This window comes from Pseudoxanthomonas mexicana (assembly GCF_046736355.1).
GTDB classification, from domain to species: Bacteria; Pseudomonadota; Gammaproteobacteria; order Xanthomonadales; family Xanthomonadaceae; genus Pseudoxanthomonas_A; species Pseudoxanthomonas_A mexicana_B.
In genome coordinates, this window is sequence record NZ_CP157201.1 from 250,820 (window position 1) to 273,141 (window position 22,322).

Below are 22,322 nucleotides of genomic sequence, written 5' to 3' on the forward strand. Positions count from 1 at the left end.
AAGGAAATACCGAGCAGCGTCGGCTTGAATTGTTAGGCCGCGGTCAGCTTGAGCTTGCCAACCCTTTGCAGATTGACACTCTGGCGAGCAAGCCACAAATCATGAGCATCCTGCATGGCAAGCCAACTCTCGGGGCTGCGACCAATGGCCTTGGACAAGCGGAGCGCCATCTCGGGAGTGACCCGACTGGAACCCTTAAGGATGCGGCTGAGAGTAGATGCAGCTACGTCCAGCTTGTCCGCAAGCTCACGACCACTGATGCCATAGGGCTCAAGATAGATGTCGGTGATGAACTCACCGGGATGAGGAGGATTGTGCATAGTCATTAGTGATAGTCCTCGTAGTCCAAGACATAGGCGTTTCCGTCTTTGAACTCAAACGTAACTCGCCAATTGCCATTGACCATGATTGACCAGCGCCCTCGTAGCTCACCTTTAAGCGGGTGAAGGCGAAAACCCGGGATGTCCATATCCTCGATTGTCTGGGCTGTGTCCAAGGCGGCCAATTGCATCCGGAGCCTCTTGGCATGACTAGCCTGAACGCCCGAGGTGCTGCCTGTCTCAAAGAGGCGGCGCAGCCCTTTGTGCCGGAACGTCTTGATCATGATGCAACTGTATCATGTTGCGCATCACGCAACAAGCGCTTCACCCCTGAGTAAAGCCGCGCCGCAAAGTGGCGTCGGCTTGAACGAATTTTTAGCCCTCACTGGGGATTACAGCAAGCAAGTCAGTAACCCCAATGTCTACACCTGCTTGAAATAGCAAAGTACTGGCCTGGCCTCTATGGTGCGCTTGGTGGTTGAAGAAGTGTTGAACTAGGTAACCGAACTGCCTTGAGAAGGACTGTCCGGCCATATTGCGATACACGAGCGGAGACGCAAGCTGCTCCGATGTAAGGGTGCTAGACCAGCCTAGAATGACCTCATCTAGCCTGTCCCGGTGCTGCCGTAGATCGTAGAGAGAGCTGGCTAGCTCTTGTCGTAGAGAGTCTGGCTGAGGAAATGCTACCAACTCCTCCCGCAACGCGGACGCGTTAGGATGCTGCGAGAACCTGTGTAGCCAGATGGTGTCGGCAACAGCGATATGGTTAAGGGTCTGGAGAATAGACCCGAAGAATGCGCCGCGATCCCTTGCGATGTCTTCTGCTGAGAGATTGTCCGCAGCCTCGTACATCCGCTTATTCATCCAGCGGTTGTAATTTGCCATCAATGTTACAGCTGAGGGTGTCATTCGCGTGAGGCCTAACGCCTGAATTAAGCCGCGCCGCGAAGCGGCGTCGGCTTGAATGAATTGTTAGGCGCTACCAGCTACATGCAAGGCTGCTGACTGTGCGCCAATTTTTATGCTAAATCCACTCATGAAACTGGTGATGAGGTGAGAGCAGCCGTCTTTTGGCTCATTGGATGTATAGCCCCTCATCTCAACAAGCATGTCGTCCCAAATGAAGCCAATCGTGTCCAAACAATCGTCTTCCGAGAATGGCAACTCAGGATCACGTTCCTGTGCCTTGAGTAGGTATACCCCGGAGAAATCGAGTCGGAGGCTGGCTGGGTCAGTGTCCTTTACCCAGTTGCCAGTCCCCCGATGCCAAAGCAACTCCAAAGTCCGATTGATCGGGTTGTAACTCAAGCCTTGAAAGTCGAAATTGTTGTGCAAGTCAAAGCAGTCAGACCCACAATTAAGCGAGATGCAGTCCTTGGAAATTGAGAAGCCGAGAAGTTCCATGTAGCGCCTAACACCCGAGTTAAGCCGTGCCGCGAAGCGGCATCGGCTTGAACGAATCGTTAGGCCTGCCCTGCATGGGCTGGCGACGTGTGAAGCTCGACCCCGAGCGCACGGACAAGCTTGATAATAGTGTCGTAGCGAGGCTTAGCCCCCGGAGCGAGTGCCTTGTAGAGGCTCTCGCGACCAAGTCCAGTGTCCTTGGCGAGCTTTGTCATGCCGCGCGCCTTGGCCACATCCGCAATGGCTTGTAGGAACACATTGGGGTTCTCGTCCTCAAGAGCGGCGTTCAGGTACTCGGCAATGACGACATCATTGTCCAGGTAGTCCGCAGCGTCGAACACGGCGATCTTTTTCATGGGGAACTCTCCAGGCCTTGGAGCAAGGCTTTAGCTGTGCGGATGTCTCGCTGCTGGGAGGACTTGTCGCCAGCGCACAAGAGCAAATAGACCAAATCGCCCCGGCGGCAGTAGTAAAGCCGATACCCAGGCCCTACATGGATCCGCATCTCCGAGATGCCATCTCCAACCGGTGCTACGTCTCCAAGGTTCCCTGCCTCCGCCGAGCGGACGCGAGCAATAACACGGGCTTTGGCAATCGGGTCACGCAGCGCCTTGAGCCAAGCATCGAACTCGGGTGTGCGGAGGAACGTGATCATGGCGCACTGTATCCGGTGGGATACATCACTGTCAAGTCACCGAGCAGCCTGGAAGGCAGGCCTAACGCCCTGAATTAAGCCGAATTGCGAAGCAATTTCGGCTTGAATGACTAGTTATGCGCCAAGGTAACGCCGAAGCCGCCACACGGCAACGGGACGGGCATGGCCGGGGGCCGACTCTCACCGTCCGCCAGCCGATAGCAAGGGAGAGGCCCGCCTGGAACCGAAGCCGACAGCGCCGCCGGGCCGGAGGCCGGTCAACCTTCCGCAAGGCTCGCGGCGCGAACGCTATGCAACAGAAACGGGCTGTGCCATGCGCCAGCCAAGGAGCAGCCAAGTCAAAAGTGAGCGAAGCCGCGAATAACTACCGAACGCCACCCACGTATAACACCAGAATTAAGCCGTGCCGCGAAGCGGCGTCGGCTTGAATGAATTGTTAGGCCGCGCCATCAGTACGGCCCAATCTCGGAGTCCACCACAACCGAGAGATCACGGCCGACTGTGACGGATACCTTATACATACCGCCGCCCTCAAAGTAGCCTTGTGGCTCATGGCTGAAATGCTGCCCTTTGGCTACAAAGCTTACGGCCAATGCCGACTCTCCCGTTGGGCGGACTCTCACTTGGATTAGCTGGCCTGGTGCTATTGCTCCGAGACTCTTTTCGAAACCGCTACCGGAAAGAATGACCTGTTCTAGCTGATGCTCGCTGGAGTTGCGGAAATTTACAGATGTGCCAGATCCACAAGCGCTCAGGATTAGAGCTATGACTGAAAAGATCGCGAACTTCTTCATAGCGGCCTAACGCCTGAATTAAGCCGCGCCGCGAAGCGGCGTCGGCTTGAATGAATTGTTAGCACCCTGCCGCTAGTTTCCACGGCATGCAGGCTGTAAGTATCCGCGTTGACCGAACGCAATACTCTCCACCTTGAAGTCCTTCATTAACGAGAATGCCTGCTCATCGTACTTCCGAAGAGGACAGCCTTCGGCTGTGGTGGGGAGTGTGTCTCCATCAACTCCGGCACTCCGCAGCAGGTCTCGCCATACCTGATATTCATCATGGATGACTCCGAAGGCACCAAGCTGAATATCGTAGTTGCCAGTTGCTCCAACACCATCGATTAGGGCGTATACAGGCCCTTCCCCGCACGCGTTGCATGAGGGGAGTTGGGGGTCTGTGAAGTGCAAGTCGCCGCGGTAGGCGTAGTCTTTGAAGGTTGTTTCTGTCGCTTTCGTATTGGGCTTGTTTACAATGTCGCTCACATCTACATCGCAACCGTTGATTAGGTGAAGCCTGACGCTGACAACATTGGACCCATCTATGCCTAATTCGATGACGCATTTTTCCATGCGGTAGGTGTTTATTTTATTTCCACTCAAGTCAGCACCCTCTCGCATCGCGGGGCTGCCAATCAGGTGCTCTGCATATTTTACCGTTGTGCCTAGTATTTCCGGCGTTGCAATTTTACTAATCTGCGGCTGAGGTGGCTCTTGTGTCTGCGGAACGGGAGCTTGTGATTCTGCCGAGCACGAGGCAGTAAATGCTAGTAGTGAAATCAAGGAGATCAGTCTCATTGGATTCTCCATCTGGGTTCTATTTAATCTTCTCTGCATAAAGATCTAGACTATTTAGGCAGCGCTTCACCCTTTCGTCGCATTCCTTCTGAGAAGCATCTGTGGTGATGCTTACGATCCCGCCTTGAATCGGCTGTATGACCGCCCCGGTATCCTCAAAGTATCTTCCTACTTCAGCGAAGAACGATTCGATCCGACGATCCACCTCATCAGGAGATAGCTCTTCACGGAACTTCTGCTCATGCATAGGGCCGTTGTAGCTGTAGTAGGGTTGATATCTATACTCGGGCATGACGACCTCAACTGTGCTAACACCCTGAATTAAGCCGAATTGCGAAGCAATTTCGGCTTGAATGATTGGTTATGCGCCAAGGTAACGCCGAAGCCGCCACACGGCAACGGGACGGGCATGGCCGGGGGCCGACCCTCACCGTCCGCCAGCCGATAGCAAGGGAGAGGCCCGCCTGGAACCGAAGCCGACAGCGCCGCCAGACCGGAAGCCGGTCAACCCTCCGCAAGACTCGCGGCGCGAACGCCATGCAACTGAAACGGGCTGTGCCGTGCGCCAGCCAAGGAACAGCCAAGTGAAAAGTGAGCGAAGCCGCGAAGAACTACTGAACGCCAACCCACGTATAACGCCCTGAATTAAGCCGAATTGCGAAGCAATTTCGGCTTGAATGACTAGTTATGCGCCAAGGTAACGCCGAAGCCGCCACACGGCAACGGGACGGGCATGGCCGGGGGCCGACTCTCACCGTCCGCCAGCCGATAGCAAGGGAGAGGCCCGCCTGGAACCGAAGCCGACAGCGCCGCCGGGCCGGAAGCCGGTCAACCCTCCGCAAGACTCGCGGCGCGAACGCCATGCAACTGAAACGGGCTGTGCCGTGCGCCAGCCAAGGAACAGCCAAGTGAAAAGTGAGCGAAGCCGCGAAGAACTACTGAACGCCACCCACGTATAACGCTTGAGTTAAGCCGAATTGCGAAGCAATTTCGGCTTGAACGAATGGTTATGCGCCAAGGTAACGCCGAAGCCGGCACACGGCAACGGGACGGGCATGGCCGGGGGCCGACCCTCACCGTCCGCCAGCCGATAGCAAGGGAAAGGCCCGCCTGGCACCGAAGCCGACAGCGCCGCCGGGCCGGAGGCCGGTCAACTTTCCGCAAGTCCTGCGGCGCGAACACCATGCAACTGAAACAGGCTGTGCCGTGCGCTAGCCAAGGAGCAGCTAGATGGAAAGTGAGCGAAGCCGCGAAGAACTACTGAAAGCGAACCCACGTATAACACCAGAATTAAGCCGACCCGCGAAGCGGGTTCGGCTTGAATGAATTGTTAGGGGGCACTGCCATTGACCGCAAGCTCCCCGCCAATACCTACATCACGACCATACTTGAACGTGCGCTCCGCGGCCAATCTGCCATCACAGATGAGGGCGATACGATGGCCGCTGGGAGAAGGATTTACCAGCACGCTTTGGCGGAAGCTGCCCAAAACGGTCCACTCCCGTGCAGGGTTGCTGGAGCCGACTGGACCTACGGATAGCTGGCACGGCTCATCGCCTGGCGTGGCACCAACTGCATTAAAGGTGCCGTGGGCGGGGCCGAACCAATGGGCACAGCCAGATAGCAGTAGAAGAATCGTGGCCGCCACAGGAACTTTCATGTGCCCCCTAACGCTTGAGTTAAGCCGACAACAATCGCGTAGCGATTGTTGTTCGGCTTGAACGAATTGTTAGGCAGCATGGGCCGAGGGATTACTAACCGGGCCGGCGCTGCCTGTTTTGAACAACGTACCGGAAGCAGATGATGCCACAGCCGTATGGACGGGGCTTGCCCGATGAAGCCGGACGCGCGGAGTAACCGAAGCCAAGTGCAAACCGAGCGTGGCAACCATGACGCCAAGACCGAAGCCGTGAACTTGCCGACACCGAAGACAGTGAAGAACGGTAGCCGGAGCCGACCGGCAAACAGCCGGTGGATTTGCCGAGGCAGGAACCGCCCCGAACTTTGACCCACTGCGGCCTAACGCCTGAATTAAGCCGAGCCGCGAAGCGGCTTCGGCTTGAATGAATTGTTAGGCTTCTGCGCCACACACCTTGGGAAAGCGCCTTGATTCTGAGGCACATGATAGACACGCCAATTCTGCTCAAGAAGTCCAATGACAGCATTAGCGAATTCCTGCGCTGCCGGGGAGTTTAGCCCTCCGAAGCCAATGCTCACTTCAAACTCCGACAAACCCGTATTCCCCGCGCCCCAGCCAACGCCATCATCTCTTATGGCGCTGATATTCATGACCTGATAGCCCGGTTTCCTTCCGAGTGTTGTAAGTCCTCTGTTCGTCTCGCTGCTTCTGTCCGTGAATTTCATGCCATGCGCGATGGATATCTTCTTCATTTCGTGAACGAAGAGTTGGCTGCCCGCTTGGTTATGTAAGCAAAGTTGAACTTGCTGAAAAGGCCCCCTCCCTGTGCAGCCAATTAGCGTCAAGAGGAGTAGCGCGGCAATAAAGAATCGAAGCATTTGTTTGCCTAGTGATGGTCTTTGGCTGAAGCCTAACGCCAGAATTAAGCCATGCCGCGAAGCGGCATCGGCTTGAATGATTAGTTAGGCCGCACGCCGAGCGCCTTAGCGGTCTCTTCAAGTGGCGTACTGAACCCTAGCTTCTTGGAGGGCCGAGCGTTCATGTCAATTACCAACTGGTCAAGACTGCAGCGATTCAAGCCACCATCTTGCTCAATGAAACCCTCATAGTCGAGCGCATAGTTGGTCAGCACGCCGAGCTGGGAAAGATCAGAAGCTCGCGCAAATGCAACAGAGCGATACCCGTTCATCACTCGATCTCGCACATGCTCCGGGTAACCAGCGAGCTCAAGCACTAGGGAAATGCCCCGAATCAGGCTAATGAACAGCTTTTCGGGCGTGAGGCGCTCTCCCTCCAGCATGAGGAAGCTCAGCTGAGTGCGACTACTCATATATACAAAGGCGTTCCGCTCCGCCATTGGCAGGAACGTAACGTGCCAATTACCAAGCGGCGCGTCGGTTGGCCGCGCTTCGCCCAAGTGATCTCGTTTGATACGAGCTCTCGTAGCTATGGCGCGTGTAATGATCAGATTAGCCATGACGTGTCATATGCGGCCTAACACTTGAATTAAGCCGCGCCGCGAAGCGGTGTCGGCTTGAATGAATTGTTAGGCGCCAAACCGACGCGTCAGAAGGCCGACCAACAAGACTGCCGCAGGAACAATGAGCAGTTCCATGACCCAGCCGAAAGCGAAGGCGGGCAATAGCTGCCCTGGTACCGAATTACCAACAAGGTGGGCATTGCTGTATGCGAAATACGGAAGCACCGCGATTGCCACGTAGAGCCAGATTCTTGAAGGGCGAAGCCTGAGCAAGATGGTGGCTAGCGGGACGCAAAGAAGAACGGAGGTGAGAAAGTCCACGGGATAAAGGACCCAGCGGTAAGCCTCACCCATTCCTGCGTCCTTGATCAGGAAGGACGGCAAAGGGTTCTGCGCTGCCCACAATCCCCAGAACCGGAGCAGGAGATAGAAATGCACTACTCCAAGCAACAGGGCGATCATGATCGATAGGAGCTTTGTCTTCCAGTTCATCAGCACATCTCCATTTGCGCCTAACACCGGAGTTAAGCCGACAACAATCGCGTAGCGATTGTTGTTCGGCTTGAACGAATTGTTAGGCAGCATGGGCCGAGGGATTACTAGCCGGGCCGGCGCTGCCTGTTTTGAACAACGTACCGGAAGCAGATGATGCCACAGCCCTATGGCCGGGGCTTGACCCGATGAAGCCGGACGCGCGGAGTAACCGTAGCCAAGTGCAAACCGAGCGTGGCAACCATGACGCCAAGACCGAAGCCGCGAACTTGCCGACACCGAAGACAGTGAAGAACGGTAGCCGGAGCCGACCGGCAAACAGCCGGTGGATTTGCCGAGGCAGGAACCGCCCCGAACTTTGACCCACTGCGGCCTAACGCCCTGAATTAAGCCGAATTGCGAAGCAATTTCGGCTTGAATGACTAGTTATGCGCCAAGGTAACGCCGAAGCCGCCACACGGCAACGGGACGGGCATGGCCGGGGGCCGACTCTCACCGTCCGCCAGCCGATAGCAAGGGAGAGGCCCGCCTGGAACCGAAGCCGACAGCGCCGCCGGGCCGGAAGCCGGTCAACCCTCCGCAAGACTCGCGGCGCGAACGCCATGCAACTGAAACGGGCTGTGCCGTGCGCCAGCCAAGGAACAGCCAAGTGAAAAGTGAGCGAAGCCGCGAAGAACTACTGAACGCCACCCACGTATAACACCAGAATTAAGCCGACCCGCGAAGCGGGTTCGGCTTGAATGAATTGTTAGGGGGCACTGCCATTGACCGCAAGCTCCCCGCCAATACCTACATCACGACCATACTTGAACGTGCGCTCCGCGGCCAATCTGCCATCACAGATGAGGGCGATACGATGGCCGCTGGGAGAAGGATTTACCAGCACGCTTTGGCGGAAGCTGCCCAAAACGGTCCACTCCCGTGCAGGGTTGCTGGAGCCGACTGGACCTACGGATAGCTGGCACGGCTCATCGCCTGGCGTGGCACCAACTGCATTAAAGGTGCCGTGGGCGGGGCCGAACCAATGGGCACAGCCAGATAGCAGTAGAAGAATCGTGGCCGCCACAGGAACTTTCATGTGCCCCCTAACGCTTGAGTTAAGCCGAATTGCGAAGCAATTTCGGCTTGAACGAATGGTTATGCGCCAAGGTAACGCCGAAGCCGGCACACGGCAACGGGACGGGCATGGCCGGGGGCCGACCCTCACCGTCCGCCAGCCGATAGCAAGGGAAAGGCCCGCCTGGCACCGAAGCCGACAGCGCCGCCGGGCCGGAGGCCGGTCAACTTTCCGCAAGTCCTGCGGCGCGAACACCATGCAACTGAAACAGGCTGTGCCGTGCGCTAGCCAAGGAGCAGCTAGATGGAAAGTGAGCGAAGCCGCGAAGAACTACTGAAAGCGAACCCACGTATAACGCTTGAGTTAAGCCGAATTGCGAAGCAATTTCGGCTTGAACGAATGGTTATGCGCCAAGGTAACGCCGAAGCCGGCACACGGCAACGGGACGGGCATGACCGGGAGCCGACCCTCACCGGCCGCCAGCCGATAGCAAGGGAGAGGCCCGCCTGTAACCGGAGCCGACAGCGCCGCCAGACCGGAAGCCGGTCAACCTTCCGCAAGCCCTGCGGCGCGAACGCCATGCAACTGAAACGGGCTGTGCCGTGCGCTAGCCAAGGAACAGCCAAGTCAAAAGTGAGCGAAGCCGCGAAGAACTACTGAACGCCAACCCACGTATAACGCCCTGAATTAAGCCGAATTGCGAAGCAATTTCGGCTTGAATGATTGGTTATGCGCCAAGGTAACGCCGAAGCCGCCACACGGCAATGGGGCGGGCATGGCCGGGAGCCGGCCCTCACCGGCCGCCAGCCGATAGCAAGGGAAAGGCCCGCCTGGCACCGGAGCCGACAGCGCCGCCGGGCCGGAAGCCGGTCAACTCTCCGCAAGACTCGCGGCGCGAACGCCATGCAACAGAAATGGGCTGTGCCGTGTGCACGCGGTGGAACAGCCTCGGGGAAAGTGGACGAAGCCGCGAAGAACTACTGAACGCCAACCCACGTATAACGCCGGAATTAAGCCGAATTGCGAAGCAATTTCGGCTTGAATGATTGGTTATGCGCCAAGGTAACGCCGAAGCCGCCACACGGCAATGGGGCGGGCATGGCCGGGAGCCGGCCCTCACCGGCCGCCAGCCGATAGCAAGGGAAAGGCCCGCCTGGCACCGGAGCCGACAGCGCCGCCGGGCCGGAAGCCGGTCAACTCTCCGCAAGACTCGCGGCGCGAACGCCATGCAACAGAAATGGGCTGTGCCGTGTGCACGCGGTGGAACAGCCTCGGGGAAAGTGGACGAAGCCGCGAAGAACTACTGAACGCCAACCCACGTATAACGCCCTGAATTAAGCCGAATTGCGAAGCAATTTCGGCTTGAATGATTGGTTATGCGCCAAGGTAACGTCGAAGCCGCCACACGGCAACGGGACGGGCATGACCGGGCGCCGACCCTCACCGGCCGCCAGCCGATAGCAAGGGAAAGGCCCGCCTGGCACCGGAGCCGACAGCGCCGCCGGGCCGCAAGCCGGCCAACTCTCCGCAAGACTCGCGGCGCGAACGCCATGCAACAGAAACGGGCTGTGCCGTGTGCACGCGGTGGAACAGCCTCGGGGAAAGTGGGCGAAGCCGCGAAGAACTACTGAACGCCAACCCACGTATAACACCTGAATTAAGCCGCGCCGCGAAGCGGCGTCGGCTTGAATGAATTGTTAGGTTGCGCTTGCGCCATGCTGAGAAAAGTACTCCACGATCTCTGAGATATCCGTGCCCGCACCGCCGCGCTGCGTTGCTGACACATGCTTGAGCTCGTTGAGTACGGCATGGAATGGAACAACCTTGATGCCGTAGTTTGCAATAAGCGAAAGCTCAAGCGGCTCGCGAACGATGGCGTGGACGAACATGTACTGCCACGACAAGCCGGGCCAAGCGCGCTCTCTTGTTGCGACCTTACCGCGTGAAGTGAACTTCTTTTTGACCCAGGCAGCAACGCTGCTTTGAAGTAGTGCCTCGGGTCTGGCCTTTGCGCTGGTTCTGGACTTGGCGAAGCCAGCCAGATCCTCCTTTGTTATTGGCGTTATGTAGCCAACGGGCCTGAAGCTGGCCTGCACCTCTACATGACATGCCTCAAGCCCTTTGGGGCCGGGACGAACGCCTAGCAGGTCAATCTCTGACACACCATCCTTGAGACCGCGGACAGTGAAATAACCTTGGCGGTTAAGCCACTCGTCTACTAATGTTTCAGCTAAGAATGCCATCTGGTGCGCAACCTAACACCTATTCGACCCCATAAACGGGGTGTTGCGCGGAGTATGGGATAGTCGCAAGGGAAATTCCAACCGGAAGATTCCTACCTCGAATCAATGGGTTGGATGACAGACACGGTGCCGGGAGGCTGCCAGTGTGCTTGCGTTATCGCTCGGGGAAGCGGGTGTATGAGTTACGCAGGCGATGTGGAAGGTGTAACGGGCGGGCGTCCGCCGCGGTTGCTGGATCAGGTGCGGGCGGCGCTGCGGGTGCGTCACTACAGCCGCCGTACCGAGCAGGCCTATGTCGGCTGGATCCGGCGATTCATCCTGGCCAATGGCAAGCGTCATCCGGCCGGGATGGGCGCTGCCGAAGTGGAAGCCTTCCTGACCGTGCTGGCCACCCGGCACGAGGTAGCGGCGGGTACGCAGAACCAGGCCTTGGCGGCGCTGTTGTTCCTGTACCGCGAAGTGCTGGGCATCGATCTGCCGTGGATGGAGGATGTGGTGCGGGCCAAGCGGCCGCGGCGGATTCCCGTCGTGCTGTCGCGCGGGGAAGTGACGAGCCTGTTGGCCGTGCTGGAGGGGCAGGCCTGGCTGATGGCGGCGCTGCTTTACGGAACCGGCATGCGCCTGATGGAGTGCCTGCGGCTGCGGGTGAAGGACGTGGACTTTGCCCGCAACGAGATCGTGGTGCGTGACGGCAAGGGCGGCAAGGACCGGCGCGTGCCATTGCCGCAACGGTTGCGCGAGGCGCTGCAGGCGGCGATGGAGAGGACGCGGGTGCTGCATGCCGGTGATCTGGCGCAAGGTGCGGGCGAGGTCTGGCTGCCGCATGCGCTGGCACGCAAATACCCGGGTGCGTGCCGTGATCCGGGCTGGCAGTACGTGTTTCCGTCAGCCAGGTTGTCGCGCGATCCTCGCGATGGGCGGCTGCGTCGCCACCACGTGGATGAAAGCGTGCTGCAGCGGGCGGTACAGCGTGCGCGCCGGCTGGCGGGCATCGACAAGCCGGCGACCTGCCATACGCTGCGCCACTCATTCGCCACCCATCTGCTGGAAACCGGTGCGGACATCCGCACCGTGCAGGAGCTGCTGGGCCACAAGGACCTCGCCACCACCCAGATCTACACGCATGTGCTGAATCGGGGCGCCGGGGGCGTGCTGAGTCCACTCGATCATTGAGATGGCGCGCATTCGCCGGCGCTACCTGGGCTAGAGGACCGGGGATCGCGCGAATCCCCAATCCCCAATCCCTAATCCCCGCCCTTACGGCTTGACGAACTTCAGCGTCATCCGGTCGCTCTCGCCGATGGCCTGGTACTTGCCGCGATCGGCTTCCGGGTGGTTGTTGGTCGGTGGCAGCGTCCACACGCCGTTGGGGTGGTCCTTGCTGTCGCGCGGGTTGGCGTTGACCTCGCTCTTGCCGGCCAGGCGGAAGCCGGCGGCCTGCGCCAGTTCGATCACCTGCTGCTCGCCGACGTAGCCGCTCCTGTCGTCGGCCGGCACGTCGGCGTTGGCGCGGTGCTCGACCACGCCGAGCACGCCGCCGGGCTTGAGCACGTCGAAGAAGCCCTTGAACATGCCCTCGGCCTGGCCGTTGGCGCGCCAGTTGTGCACGTTGCGGAAGGTCAGCACCAGGTCGGCCGAGCCGGCCGGGCCGAACGACGGCGCCTTCGGGTCGAAGGCCACCACCCCGGCCTTGCCGTACTGCGCCGGCGCGGCGGCGAACTTGCCCTGTAGCGAGTCGCGCGCGCGCTGCTGGTAGTCGCGTGCGCGATCGGACACCGCGGCCGGGTCGACCACGGCGGCGACGTAGCGGCCGCGCGCCTGCAGGTAGGGGGCGAGGATCTCGGAATACCAGCCGCCGCCGGGCGTGATCTCGATGACGGTCTGCTCCGGCGCCAGGCCGAAGAACTCCAGCGTCTGCGCGGGATTGCGCCAGGCGTCGCGCTTGGCGAAGTCGGGCGTGCGCCAGTCGCCCTTGAGCGCCTGGTCCAGCGAAAGCGCGGCCTGCGCATCCTGCGCCGCGTGTCCGGCGTGCGCGGCGTGATCGTGGGCCAGGGCGTGCGGGGCGGCGGGCGCGAGCAGCAGCGCCAGCGAGAAGGCTATCCGGTTCATGCTGGGGTCTCCCTTGGAAAAGGTGGCGCGAGCCTAGCATGTGCCGGCGCGCGGCCGGGTGCAGGTCAGGCGGGGTGGTCGCCGACCGGCAGGGTCACGTCCATCAGCGTGGGATCGTCGCGATCCGGCTTGACCTGGAAGCCGAACTGGCGGCACATCTCCAGCATCGTGCGGTTCTCGCGCAGCACCTGGCCCTCGACCACGTTCAGGCCCAGCCAACGCGCGTACTCGATCATGATGGTCATCAGCCGCCAACCCAGGCCGTGGCCCTTCAGGTCCGAGCGCACCAGGATGCCGTACTCGCCGCGATCGTAGTTGGCGTCGGCCAGCAGCCGCACCGCGCCGAGCATGCTGCCGTCCTCCGGGCGGATCGCCACTAGCGCGATCGAGCGCGCGTAGTCGAGCTGGGTGAGGCGGGCGATGAACTCGTGGCTGAAGTGGCGCACCGACTGGAAGAAGCGCAGCCGCAGGTCCTCGTCGCTGACGTGGGTGAAGAACTCGCGGAACATCGCCTCGTCCTCCGGCCGCACCGGCCGCACGAACGCGATGCTGCCGTCGGACAGCACCAGCGTGCGCTCCCATTCCCTGGGGTAGGGGAAGATGGCGAAGCGCGGGTGGCCGCGGCCCTTGTGCAGCCGCCGCGTCGGCGCCACCGCGATGCGCGCGTCCAGCGCGATCACGCCGTCGGCGTCGGCCAGCAGCGGGTTGATGTCCAGTTCGCGGATCTCGGGGATGTCGGCGGCCAGCTGCGCCAGCTTGACCAGCACCAGCGCGACCGCGCGCTCGTCGGCGGCCGGCACGTCGCGGTAGGCCTTGAGGATGCGCGAGACCCGCGTGCGGCCGATCAGTTCGTGCGCCAGCCGCAGGTCCAGCGGCGGCAGCGCCAGCGCCTTGTCGTTGATGACCTCCACCGCGGTGCCGCCGCGGCCGAACACGACCACCGGGCCGAACACCTCGTCGTCGGCGATGCCGGCGATCAGCTCGCGCGCCTTCGGCCGCAGCAGCGTCGGCTGCACGATCACGCCCTCGATGCGCGCATCCGGACGCGCCAGCCGTGCGCGCTGCAGCATGCCCTCGGCAGCCTCGCGCACCGCCGCCTCGCTGATCAGGTTCAGGCGCACGCCGTCGATGTCGGACTTGTGGGCGATGTCCGGCGAGAGGATCTTCACCGCCACCGTCTGCCCCTGCGCGATCAGCGGCGCGGCCAGCCGCGCGGCCTCGGCGGCGTCGGCCGCGCGCCACACCGGCGCGGTCGGGATGCCGTAGGCGCCCAGCACCTGCGCGGCGGCCAGCGGATCCAGCCAGGTCTGGCCGTTGGCCAGCGCCGCTTCCACCCGCGCGCGCGCGGTAGCGGTGGCGACGACGAAATCCTCCGGCAGGCTGGGCGGGGTCTCCATCAGCGCGGCCTGCGCCTGGCGGTGCCGGACCAGGTGCATGAAGCCCTCCACCGCGTCGGATTCGGTGGCGAAGGTGGGGATGCCGGCGGCGGTCAGCATCGCGGTGGCCTCGCCGTCGCCGCCCAGCCACACCGCGAACACCGGCTTGCGCTGCGCGCCGGCCGGGCGCGAGCGCCAGGCCTCGATCAGGGTGCGCGCCGACTCGCTGGCCGGCGACATCGCGGTGGGCACGTTGATGATCAGCAGCGCATCGCTGCCGGGCTCGTCCAGCATCGCGTGGATCGCGCGCGCATAGCGCTCGGGGCCGGTGTTGCCGATGATGTCCACCGCCGCCTCGCCGCGCCACAGCCCCGGCAGCGCGGCGTCCAGCGCCTGCCGGGTCTGCTCCGACACCTGGCCGGGCAGGCCGTCCAGATCGATCAGCCGGTCCAGCGCCAGCCGGCCCACGCCGCCGCCGGTGCTGAGGATGCCGAGCCGCTCACCGGGGAAGCCGTGGATGCGGCCCAGCGTCTCGGCGGCGGCGAACAGCTCGTCCAGCGACTGCACGCGCAGCAGGCCGGCGCGGCGGAACGCGGCGCCATAGGCGGCATCGCGGGTGGCCAGCGCGGCGGTATGGGTCATCAGCCGCTGGCGCGGGCGGCGCTCGTGCCGGCCCGGGCGGATCACCACCACCGGCTTGGCGCGCGCGGCCGCGCGCGCGGCCGACATGAACTTGCGCGCATCGCCGATGCGCTCGACGTACAGCAGGATCGCGCGGGTGCGGTAGTCGGTGGCGAACCAGTCGAGCAGGTCGCCGAAGTCCACGTCCATCGCCTGCCCCAGCGAGACCACCGCCGAGAAGCCGATGCCGCGCTGCGCGCTCCACTCGACCACGCCGGCGGCGATGGCGCCGGACTGCGAGATCAGCGCCAGGTCGCCGGCCTGCGGGTAGTGCGCGGCGATGCTGGCGTTGAGCCGCACGTGCGGGGCGATCACGCCCAGGCAGTGCGGGCCGAGGATGCGCAGCCCGCGCGCGCGCGCCAGTTCTTCCAGCTGCGCGGCGGCCGAGCCGGGTCCTTCGCCCAGGCCGGGGGTGAGCACGATGACCGCGCCGGCGCCCTGGTCGGCGGCGGCGGCGGCCACCTGCGGCACCAGCGCGGCCGGCGTGGCGATCACCACCAGGTCCGGCGTCCACGGCAGGTCCTTCAGCCGCGCCACCGTGGCCATGCCGTCGATCTCGGCGAAGCGCGGGTTGACCAGCGCCAGCTTGCCGGCGAACCCGGCCGCGCGCAGGTTGCGCATCACCGCCCGGCCCACCGAGCCGGCGCGCGGGCTGGCGCCGACCACCGCGACCGCCTGCGGCCGGAACACCGAGGAAAGCCGGTAGGTACTCATCGCGGGACAGCCGTTGCGCGCATGCGGTTACGTTACACGGGGGGATGTGAGCGGATCATGCCTCATGCCAGCCGCAGCGAAGGCGGATACGGCGGCGTGTCCGGCCAGTCGCCGGCGCGCAGCCGCGCCTGCAGATCGCGCCACCAGGCCGGGTCGAACAGCTCGCCGTGCGCGGCCTCCAGCGCGCGCGCCAGCGGCGCCGGCAGGCCGAGGAACAGGCGGAAGCGCTCGGGGAACACGTCGTCCGGGCCGACATGGAACCACGGCTCGGCGGCCATCCGTTCCTCGTGGCAGCCCGGCTGCGGCCAGTCGCGGAATTCGCAGCCGGTGACCGGGCGGATCTCGTCGTAGTCGTAGAACACCGCGCGCCCGTGCCGGGACACGCCGAAGTTCTTCAGCAGCATGTCGCCGGGGAAGATGTCGTTGCACGCCATGTCCTTGATCGCCTGCCCGTAGTCGAGCACGGCCTCGCGCGCGGCCTCCGGCCGCTGCTCGCGCAGGTACAGGTTGAGCGGGCGCAGCCGCCGCTGCACGTAGCACAGGTGGACGATGACGTCCTCGCCCTCGGTGCTGACGCTGCCCGTGCAGGCTTGCAGCAGTTCGTCCAGCAGGACCGGGGCGAAGCGCGCGCGCGGGAAGCGCAGGAAGCGGTACGGCTGGGTGTCGAGCAGGCGGCCGACGCGATCCAGGTGGAACACCAGCGAATACCTGTCCTCCACGTCCTGGCGGCTGAGCGCCTTGGGATAGGCGAAGCGGTCGCGGATCACCTTGAACACCAGCGGGTAGCTGGGCAGGGTGAACACCGCCATCACCATCCCCGGCGTGCCCTCGGCGTGCACCAGCCGTTCGTCAGGATGGCCGTGGAAATGATGGAAGAAGGTGCGGAAGCGCTCGGTCTTGCCCTGCTTGGCGCGGCCGAGCACGGTGTAGATCTCGTCGATCGGCTTGTGCGGCAGCAGCGTGCGCAGGAACACCACCGCGTCGCCCACCGTCGGCAGGTCGGCATGGAAGTAGCTGCGCGAGGTGCCGAACAGCTGCGCCACGTCGCCGCGCCGGGTCAGCACCGCCTCGGCGCGCAGCTTGCCGCCGTCGTTGACCAGCGCGATCACGCACGGCGAGAAGCGGTGCTCGCCGAACACGCGGCCGACCAGGTAGGCGCGCCGCTCGCGGTAGAACACCGTGTCAAGCAGCTCGATCGAGCGCACCGGATGCTCGCCCCAGTGCGCCAGGTCGTCCTGCAGGCGCACCGCGATCGCCGCCGCGCAGCGGGTCCGGTGCGCGTAGGGCACGTCGAAGGCGTAGTCGCCGAGCACGCGCGCGAAGGCCTCGGTCGGCCGCTGCTCGGACACCGCGTAGCTGTGCCGGGCGACCGGGTGGGTGATCGCGTCGGTCGGCTCGATGTCCAGGGCGACGAACTCGATCGACGCATCCACGCCGCGGGTGCGGAAGAAGCGCCGGGTCAGGGTGTTGTAGAAGGTCTTGTACAGCTCGCGATCGATCAGCCCGGCGACCAGGCGTTCGAAGGCGTCGCGCGCGGCCGACCACAGCGCGCGGTCGTGGGCGGCCTCCAGCAAGGCCGATTGCAGCCGCAGCGCGCATTCGGCGATGCACTGGTCGTACAGCGCGATGCGCTCGACCGCATCGGCGCGCGCGCCGGCCCAGTCCATCGCCTCGAAGCGCGGCCGCGCGCGGCGGGTGATCTCGCCGAAGCGCGCGTGGTAGTCGGCGAAGGCGTCGTGGATCAGGCGGGCGATGGCGTCGGCTTGGACCATGCGGCGATGTTAGCCGCGCACGGCTGGAGTCATTGCTCCGCCGCCGCGCCCGCCTGCTCCAGCAGCCACGCGCGCACCTTGCGGAAGCCGGGATGGGCCAGGCTGCGCTCCGGGTACACCAGGTAATGCGCGAAGTCGGCCTGCAGGCGCTTGCGCGTCAGCGCCACCAGCCGGCCGGCCTTGACCAGCGGTTCGGCCAGCGTCCAGCGCGCCAGCGCCACGCCCACGCCCTGCGCGGCGGCCTGGTGCAGGGTCTCGGTGTCGTCGAACTGCGCCACGTAGCGCGCCGGCGGTTGGCCGCCGAAGTGCTCGAACCAGTCCTTCCAGCGATTGGCCGGATCGCCCAGCAGCGGCAGCCTCGCCATCTGGTCGGCCGGCGGCCTGCCGTGCCGCTTGACCAGCGCGGGACTGGCGACCGGCGTGATCCATTCGTGGAACAGGAACTCCGCCTGCACGCCGGGCCAGCGGCCGCCGCCCAGCCGCAGCGCCAGGTCCACCGGCTCGCGCTCGAAGTCCACCACGTGGGTGCTGGACTGCAGGTTCAGGCCCAGCTCCGGGTGCGCGGCGAGGAACGCCGGCAGGCGCGGCACCAGCCAGGCGGTGGCCATCGACGGGATCAGGCTGAGCGTGACCGTGTGATCGTTGCGCAGGGTGGCGCGGCGCAGTGCGTGCTCGATGGCGTCCAGCGGCGCGGACACCGCGTCGAACAGGCGCTGCCCGTCGGGCGTCAGCTCCACGCCGCGCGGCCCGCGCGCCAGCAGCTTGTGCCCCAGCCGCTGTTCCAGCAGGCGCATGCGGTGGCTCAGCGCGCTGACCGTCAGGTGCATGGCCTCGGCCGCGCGGGTCAGGTTGCGCAGCCGCGCGGCGGTGACGAAGGCGTCCACCTGGTCCAGCGGCAATCGGCTCATCTTGAATCCACCTCAAGACTGGGTTGCGGGAGTTTCGCTTTTTTGGCGCCGATGATGCGCCTACCTTGGCAGCCCATTCAAGCCGGAGACGGCGCAACGGAGCGAATCCCATGCATGGCGAAGACAAATCGCGGTGGTGGCGGCAACTGGGCGGGATGAGCCAGGGCATGTTGTTCCTGCATGGCCACATCGCCCATCCCTGCACGGCCGCGCCGCAGGAACAGGAAGAATGCAGGTGCCCCGTCCACGATGCCGCGACAGGACCCGCCACCAATGCGCGGTGCGGCGGCTCGGCGCCCGCCGCCTGCGTGCGGTGACTTCGTTGCCGCTGTTTCCTTGGAACGTCCCGGGGAGGTCTCCGTGGGAGCGACGTCAGTCGCGACGAAGATGGTCCTGGCGTCGCGACTGACGTCGCTCCCACAGGGGAGAGTACGGGGCGAAAAACACAACACCCGGCATGATGCCGGGCGTTGCGGGTACCACGGGACGCGTCGCGATCAGGCCGACAGCGTCGCCAGCACGTCGTTGAAGGTCTTGCTGGGGCGCATCGCCGCGGACGTCTTCGCCAGGTCCGGGTGGTAGTAGCCGCCGATGTCGAGGGCCTTGCCCTGCGCGCCGTTCAACTCGGCGAGGATGGCGGCCTCGTTGTCGGCCAGCGCCTTCGCCAGCGGCGCGAACTTCGCCTTCAGCTCGACGTTGTCGTCCTGCGCGGCCAGCGCCTGCGCCCAGTACAGGGCCAGGTAGAAGTGGCTGCCGCGGTTGTCCAGTTCGCCGACCTTGCGCGCCGGCGAGCGGTTCTCGTCGAGGATGCGGCCGTTGGCCACGTCCAGCGCGTTGGCCAGCACCTTGGCCGGCGTGTTGAGGTAGCGCTGGCCCAGGTGCTCCAGCGACGCCGCCAAGGCCAGGAACTCGCCCAGCGAATCCCAGCGCAGGTAGCCTTCTTCCAGGAACTGCTGCACGTGCTTGGGCGCGGAACCGCCGGCGCCGGTCTCGAACAGGCCGCCGCCGGCCATCAGCGGCACGATCGACAGCATCTTGGCGCTGGTACCCAGCTCCATGATCGGGAACAGGTCGGTCAGGTAGTCGCGCAGCACGTTGCCGGTCACCGAAATGGTGTCCTCGCCCTTGCGGATGCGCGCCAGCGAGAACTTCATCGCCTCTTCCGGCGGCAGGATGCGGATGTCGAGGTTGTCGGTGGTGTAGTCCTTCAGGTAGCGCTCGACCTTGGCGATCACCTGCGCGTCGTGCGCGCGGTTGCGGTCCAGCCAGAACACCGCCGGCGTCCTGCTCAGGCGCGCGCGGCCCACGGCCAGCTTCACCCAGTCCTGGATCGGCGCGTCCTTGGTCTGGCACATGCGCCAGATGTCGCCGGCTTCCACCTTCGTCTCGAACATCACCTGGCCGGCATCGTCGGTGACGCGCACGGCGCCGTCGGCCGGGATCTGGAAGGTCTTGTCGTGGCTGCCGTATTCCTCGGCCTTCTGCGCCATCAGGCCGACGTTGGGCACGCTGCCCATCGTGGCCGGGTCGAACGCGCCGTTGGCCTTGCAGTCGTCGATCACCGCCTGGTAGATGCCGGCGTAGCAGCGATCCGGGATGACCGCCTTGGTGTCCTGCAGCTTGCCCTCGGCGTTCCACATCTTGCCGGAGTCGCGGATCATCGCCGGCATCGAGGCGTCGACGATCACGTCGCTGGGCACGTGCAGGTTGGTGATGCCCTTGTCGGAATTGACCATCGCCACGGCCGGAGCGTCCGCGTAGACGCCCTGCAGGTCGGCCTTGATCGCCTCCTGCTGCTCGGCCGGCAGCGCGCCCAGGCGCGCGTACAGGTCGCCGATGCCGTTGTTGGGATCGAAGCCGATCTTCTCCAGCACGGCGGCATGCCTGGCCAGCGCGTCCTTGTAGAACTCGCCCACCACCACGCCGAACATGATCGGATCGGAGACCTTCATCATCGTGGCCTTCAGGTGCAGCGAGAACAGCACGCCCTGCGCCTTGGCGTCGGCGATCTGCCCGGCGATGAACGCGGCCAGCGCCTTGCGGCTCATCACCGCCGCATCGACGATCTCGCCGGCCTGCACCTTGACCTTGTCCTTCAGCACGGTGACCGCGCCGTCGGCGGCGACCAGTTCGATCCTCAGCGCGCCGTCATTGGCCAGCGTGGCCGAGCGTTCGCTGCCGAAGAAGTCGCCGGACGCCATGTGCGCCACGTGCGTCTTCGAATCCGCGCTCCACGCGCCCATGCGGTGCGGGTGCTTGCGGGCATAGTTCTTCACCGACAGCGGTGCGCGACGATCGGAATTGCCCTCGCGCAGCACCGGGTTGACCGCGCTGCCCTTGACCTTGTCGTAGCGCGCCTTGGCGTCCTTTTCCCTGTCGTCCTTCGGCTCGTCCGGGTAGTCGGGCAGCGGATGGCCCTGCGCCTGCAATTCCTTGATCGCGGCCTTGAGCTGCGGCACCGAGGCGCTGATGTTGGGCAGCTTGATGATGTTGGCCTCCGGGCGGGTGGCCAGCTGGCCCAGCTCGGCCAGGTCGTCGCTGATCCTCTGCGCTTCGGACAGGTATTCGGGGAACTGCGACAGGATGCGTCCGGCCAGCGAGATGTCGCGGGTCTCCACGGCAATGCCGGCCGGGGCGGCGAACGCCTCGACGATGGGCAGCAGCGACTGGGTGGCGAGGAACGGCGCTTCGTCGGTCAGGGTGTAGATGATGCGGGGGGTATCCGACATGGGATCAGGACTCTCGGCAATGGACGTTGGGCAAGTCAACGCGCCATTGTCGCGCCTGGCCGCGCGCAGGGCAAAAACGTCGGGGTATGGAGCCGGTTGGCCGTCTCCCGGGGACGCTCGCGGTGCCGGGAGGGCGATGGCGCCGGGCAGAGCGGAGCAAGCTCCGTTCTACAGGTGAAGCCTTACCGGAGTCGGGCGAAAAAAGGACAAAAAAAGCGGGCGTGGATGGCTCCACGCCCGAGCTTGCCCACAGGGGTGGGGAGAGAGGGTGTTCCGGCTTACCTGACCTCGATTTCCTGGGTCATGCCGACCGGCTGGCCGTTGACGGTCACGTCTACGTTGTAGCGGCCGGCCGGCCACGGGTTGCTGTTGCGGAAGGTGATGTTGGTGACGCCGGCGTCCTCGGCGCGCACGGTGGCGGTTTCCTGCCCGGCGACCTGACCGTCCTGGTAGGTCAGCTTGGCGTCGATGGTGGCGTCGGCCGGGGTGGCGGCGTCGGTGCGCACCGAGACGATGATGCTGTCGCTGGTGGCGAAGGTGCTGGTCGCGGCGACCGAGCGGTCGGCGGCGGCGCTGTTGCCGATGGTGACGCTGGTGGCGGCCACCGGCGAGGACGGCGGCGGCAGCGGATCGGTCGGCATCGGCGCCGGCGTGGTGTCGGCCGGCGGGGTGACGGCGACGGGTTCTTCGTCCCGCTTGCAGCCGACCAGGGCGATGCTGCCGGCCAGCGCAATCAGCAGGGCGTGGGAAAGACGGGTAGCGGTCATGGTGATCTGTCCTTGGCGGTGGGGAGGTAAGGAAGGGATCAGAGCGAGGATTGCGGCGGCAGCTTCAGCACCTGGCCGGGGAAGATGCGATCCGGATCGTCGAGCACGTCGCGGTTGGCCTCGAAAATCTGTTTCCACGCATTGGCGTTGCCGTAGTGCGCCTGGGCGATCCTGGAGAGCGAATCGCCCTTCTCGACCGTGTAGGTCGGCATGCCGGTGATTTCCTCGGAGCTGTCCACCTGGGTGGTGACGCCGGAGAAATCGGCCTTCCCGACGATCTGCTCGGAACTGTCGACGCGGGTGCTGACGCCGGAAAAGTCGGCCTTCTTCTCGGTGCTCATGTCCACATCCTTTGCGGGAAAGTCGCGGGAGTGGACGCAGCCTTGCACGGCCCCCGTTAAG

21 protein-coding genes are annotated in these 22,322 nt (G+C 63.9%); 2 read left to right on the forward strand and 19 right to left on the reverse strand.

The features are described 5' to 3' along the window. Positions 1-32: 32 nt before the first annotated feature. From AAG688_RS01040 to AAG688_RS01095, 12 genes are all read right to left on the reverse strand, one after another. Positions 33-326 (reverse strand): HigA family addiction module antitoxin, encoded by a 294-nt coding sequence (locus AAG688_RS01040; RefSeq protein WP_411833519.1) that lies wholly within the window; start codon positions 324-326, stop codon positions 33-35. Further along, positions 326-604 (reverse strand): type II toxin-antitoxin system RelE/ParE family toxin, encoded by a 279-nt coding sequence (locus AAG688_RS01045; protein WP_411833520.1) that lies wholly within the window; start codon positions 602-604, stop codon positions 326-328. The genes AAG688_RS01040 and AAG688_RS01045 overlap by 1 nt, the downstream gene beginning before the upstream one ends. A 91-nt stretch (positions 605-695) precedes the next feature. Beyond that, positions 696-1,229 (reverse strand): DinB family protein, encoded by a 534-nt coding sequence (locus AAG688_RS01050; RefSeq protein WP_411833521.1) that lies wholly within the window; start codon positions 1,227-1,229, stop codon positions 696-698. Positions 1,230-1,292: 63 nt separating this feature from the next. After that, positions 1,293-1,724, reverse strand: coding sequence for a hypothetical protein (locus AAG688_RS01055; protein WP_411833522.1), 432 nt, complete (start codon positions 1,722-1,724; stop codon positions 1,293-1,295). A 59-nt stretch (positions 1,725-1,783) separates the two neighbouring features. Further along, a complete protein-coding gene (locus AAG688_RS01060) occupies positions 1,784-2,080 on the reverse strand; it encodes an addiction module antidote protein (protein WP_411833523.1) in 297 nt (98 codons plus the stop codon). Beyond that, the gene (locus AAG688_RS01065; RefSeq protein ID WP_411833524.1) at positions 2,077-2,379 is read right to left on the reverse strand and encodes a type II toxin-antitoxin system RelE/ParE family toxin; all 303 of its coding nucleotides are present in this window, start codon (positions 2,377-2,379) and stop codon (positions 2,077-2,079) included. Before AAG688_RS01065 ends, AAG688_RS01060 begins: the two co-directional genes overlap by 4 nt. Positions 2,380-3,245: 866 nt before the next feature. Continuing rightward, positions 3,246-3,953: a hypothetical protein gene (locus AAG688_RS01070; RefSeq protein ID WP_411833525.1), complete on the reverse strand. Its 708-nt coding sequence runs from the start codon at positions 3,951-3,953 to the stop codon at positions 3,246-3,248. A gap of 19 nt (positions 3,954-3,972) precedes the next feature. Next, positions 3,973-4,200: a hypothetical protein gene (locus AAG688_RS01075; protein ID WP_411833526.1), complete on the reverse strand. Its 228-nt coding sequence runs from the start codon at positions 4,198-4,200 to the stop codon at positions 3,973-3,975. Positions 4,201-5,984: 1,784 nt separating this feature from the next. Next, positions 5,985-6,344, reverse strand: coding sequence for a hypothetical protein (locus AAG688_RS01080; protein ID WP_411833344.1), 360 nt, complete (start codon positions 6,342-6,344; stop codon positions 5,985-5,987). A 206-nt stretch (positions 6,345-6,550) separates the two neighbouring features. After that, complete coding sequence (locus AAG688_RS01085) at positions 6,551-7,069, reverse strand: DUF6933 domain-containing protein (protein ID WP_411833345.1); 519 nt, start codon at positions 7,067-7,069, stop codon at positions 6,551-6,553. Between the two features lie 69 nt (positions 7,070-7,138). Then, positions 7,139-7,657, reverse strand: coding sequence for a hypothetical protein (locus AAG688_RS01090; RefSeq protein WP_411833527.1), 519 nt, complete (start codon positions 7,655-7,657; stop codon positions 7,139-7,141). 2,661 nt (positions 7,658-10,318) lie between these two features. Beyond that, positions 10,319-10,864, reverse strand: a complete 546-nt coding sequence (locus AAG688_RS01095) for a hypothetical protein (protein ID WP_411833528.1) — start codon at positions 10,862-10,864, stop codon at positions 10,319-10,321. A gap of 177 nt (positions 10,865-11,041) precedes the next feature. Here AAG688_RS01095 and AAG688_RS01100 point away from each other — a divergent pair, with 177 nt between their 5' ends. Beyond that, positions 11,042-12,037, forward strand: a complete 996-nt coding sequence (locus AAG688_RS01100; protein ID WP_411833529.1) for an integron integrase — start codon at positions 11,042-11,044, stop codon at positions 12,035-12,037. Positions 12,038-12,121: 84 nt separating this feature from the next. On the opposite strand, the gene AAG688_RS01105 is transcribed toward AAG688_RS01100, so the two are convergent. The 4 genes from AAG688_RS01105 to AAG688_RS01120 form a co-directional block, all read right to left on the reverse strand. Beyond that, on the reverse strand, positions 12,122-12,973 hold the full coding sequence (locus AAG688_RS01105) for a class I SAM-dependent methyltransferase (protein WP_411833530.1): 852 nt from the start codon (positions 12,971-12,973) through the stop codon (positions 12,122-12,124). A gap of 65 nt (positions 12,974-13,038) precedes the next feature. Then, positions 13,039-15,744: a GNAT family N-acetyltransferase gene (locus tag AAG688_RS01110; RefSeq protein WP_411833531.1), complete on the reverse strand. Its 2,706-nt coding sequence runs from the start codon at positions 15,742-15,744 to the stop codon at positions 13,039-13,041. 62 nt (positions 15,745-15,806) lie between these two features. Continuing rightward, positions 15,807-17,516 carry a bifunctional isocitrate dehydrogenase kinase/phosphatase gene (aceK, locus tag AAG688_RS01115; RefSeq protein WP_411833532.1) on the reverse strand — a complete coding sequence of 570 codons (1,710 nt, stop codon included), beginning with the start codon at positions 17,514-17,516 and terminating at the stop codon, positions 15,807-15,809. A gap of 29 nt (positions 17,517-17,545) precedes the next feature. Beyond that, entirely contained in the window at positions 17,546-18,424 is an 879-nt protein-coding gene (locus AAG688_RS01120) for a LysR substrate-binding domain-containing protein (protein ID WP_411833534.1), read from the reverse strand. A gap of 110 nt (positions 18,425-18,534) precedes the next feature. Here AAG688_RS01120 and AAG688_RS01125 point away from each other — a divergent pair, with 110 nt between their 5' ends. Further along, a complete protein-coding gene (locus AAG688_RS01125) occupies positions 18,535-18,741 on the forward strand; it encodes a hypothetical protein (RefSeq protein WP_411833535.1) in 207 nt (68 codons plus the stop codon). A 180-nt stretch (positions 18,742-18,921) separates the two neighbouring features. Here the strand turns inward: AAG688_RS01125 and AAG688_RS01130 are convergent, their stop codons facing one another. The 3 genes from AAG688_RS01130 to AAG688_RS01140 all read right to left on the reverse strand — a co-directional run bounded on the left by AAG688_RS01130 (position 18,922) and on the right by AAG688_RS01140 (position 22,261). After that, positions 18,922-21,153, reverse strand: coding sequence for an NADP-dependent isocitrate dehydrogenase (locus tag AAG688_RS01130; RefSeq protein WP_411833536.1), 2,232 nt, complete (start codon positions 21,151-21,153; stop codon positions 18,922-18,924). 278 nt (positions 21,154-21,431) lie between these two features. After that, positions 21,432-21,920: a hypothetical protein gene (locus AAG688_RS01135; protein WP_411833537.1), complete on the reverse strand. Its 489-nt coding sequence runs from the start codon at positions 21,918-21,920 to the stop codon at positions 21,432-21,434. A gap of 38 nt (positions 21,921-21,958) precedes the next feature. Further along, positions 21,959-22,261: a LysM peptidoglycan-binding domain-containing protein gene (locus tag AAG688_RS01140; protein WP_411833538.1), complete on the reverse strand. Its 303-nt coding sequence runs from the start codon at positions 22,259-22,261 to the stop codon at positions 21,959-21,961. Positions 22,262-22,322 lie beyond the last annotated feature (61 nt).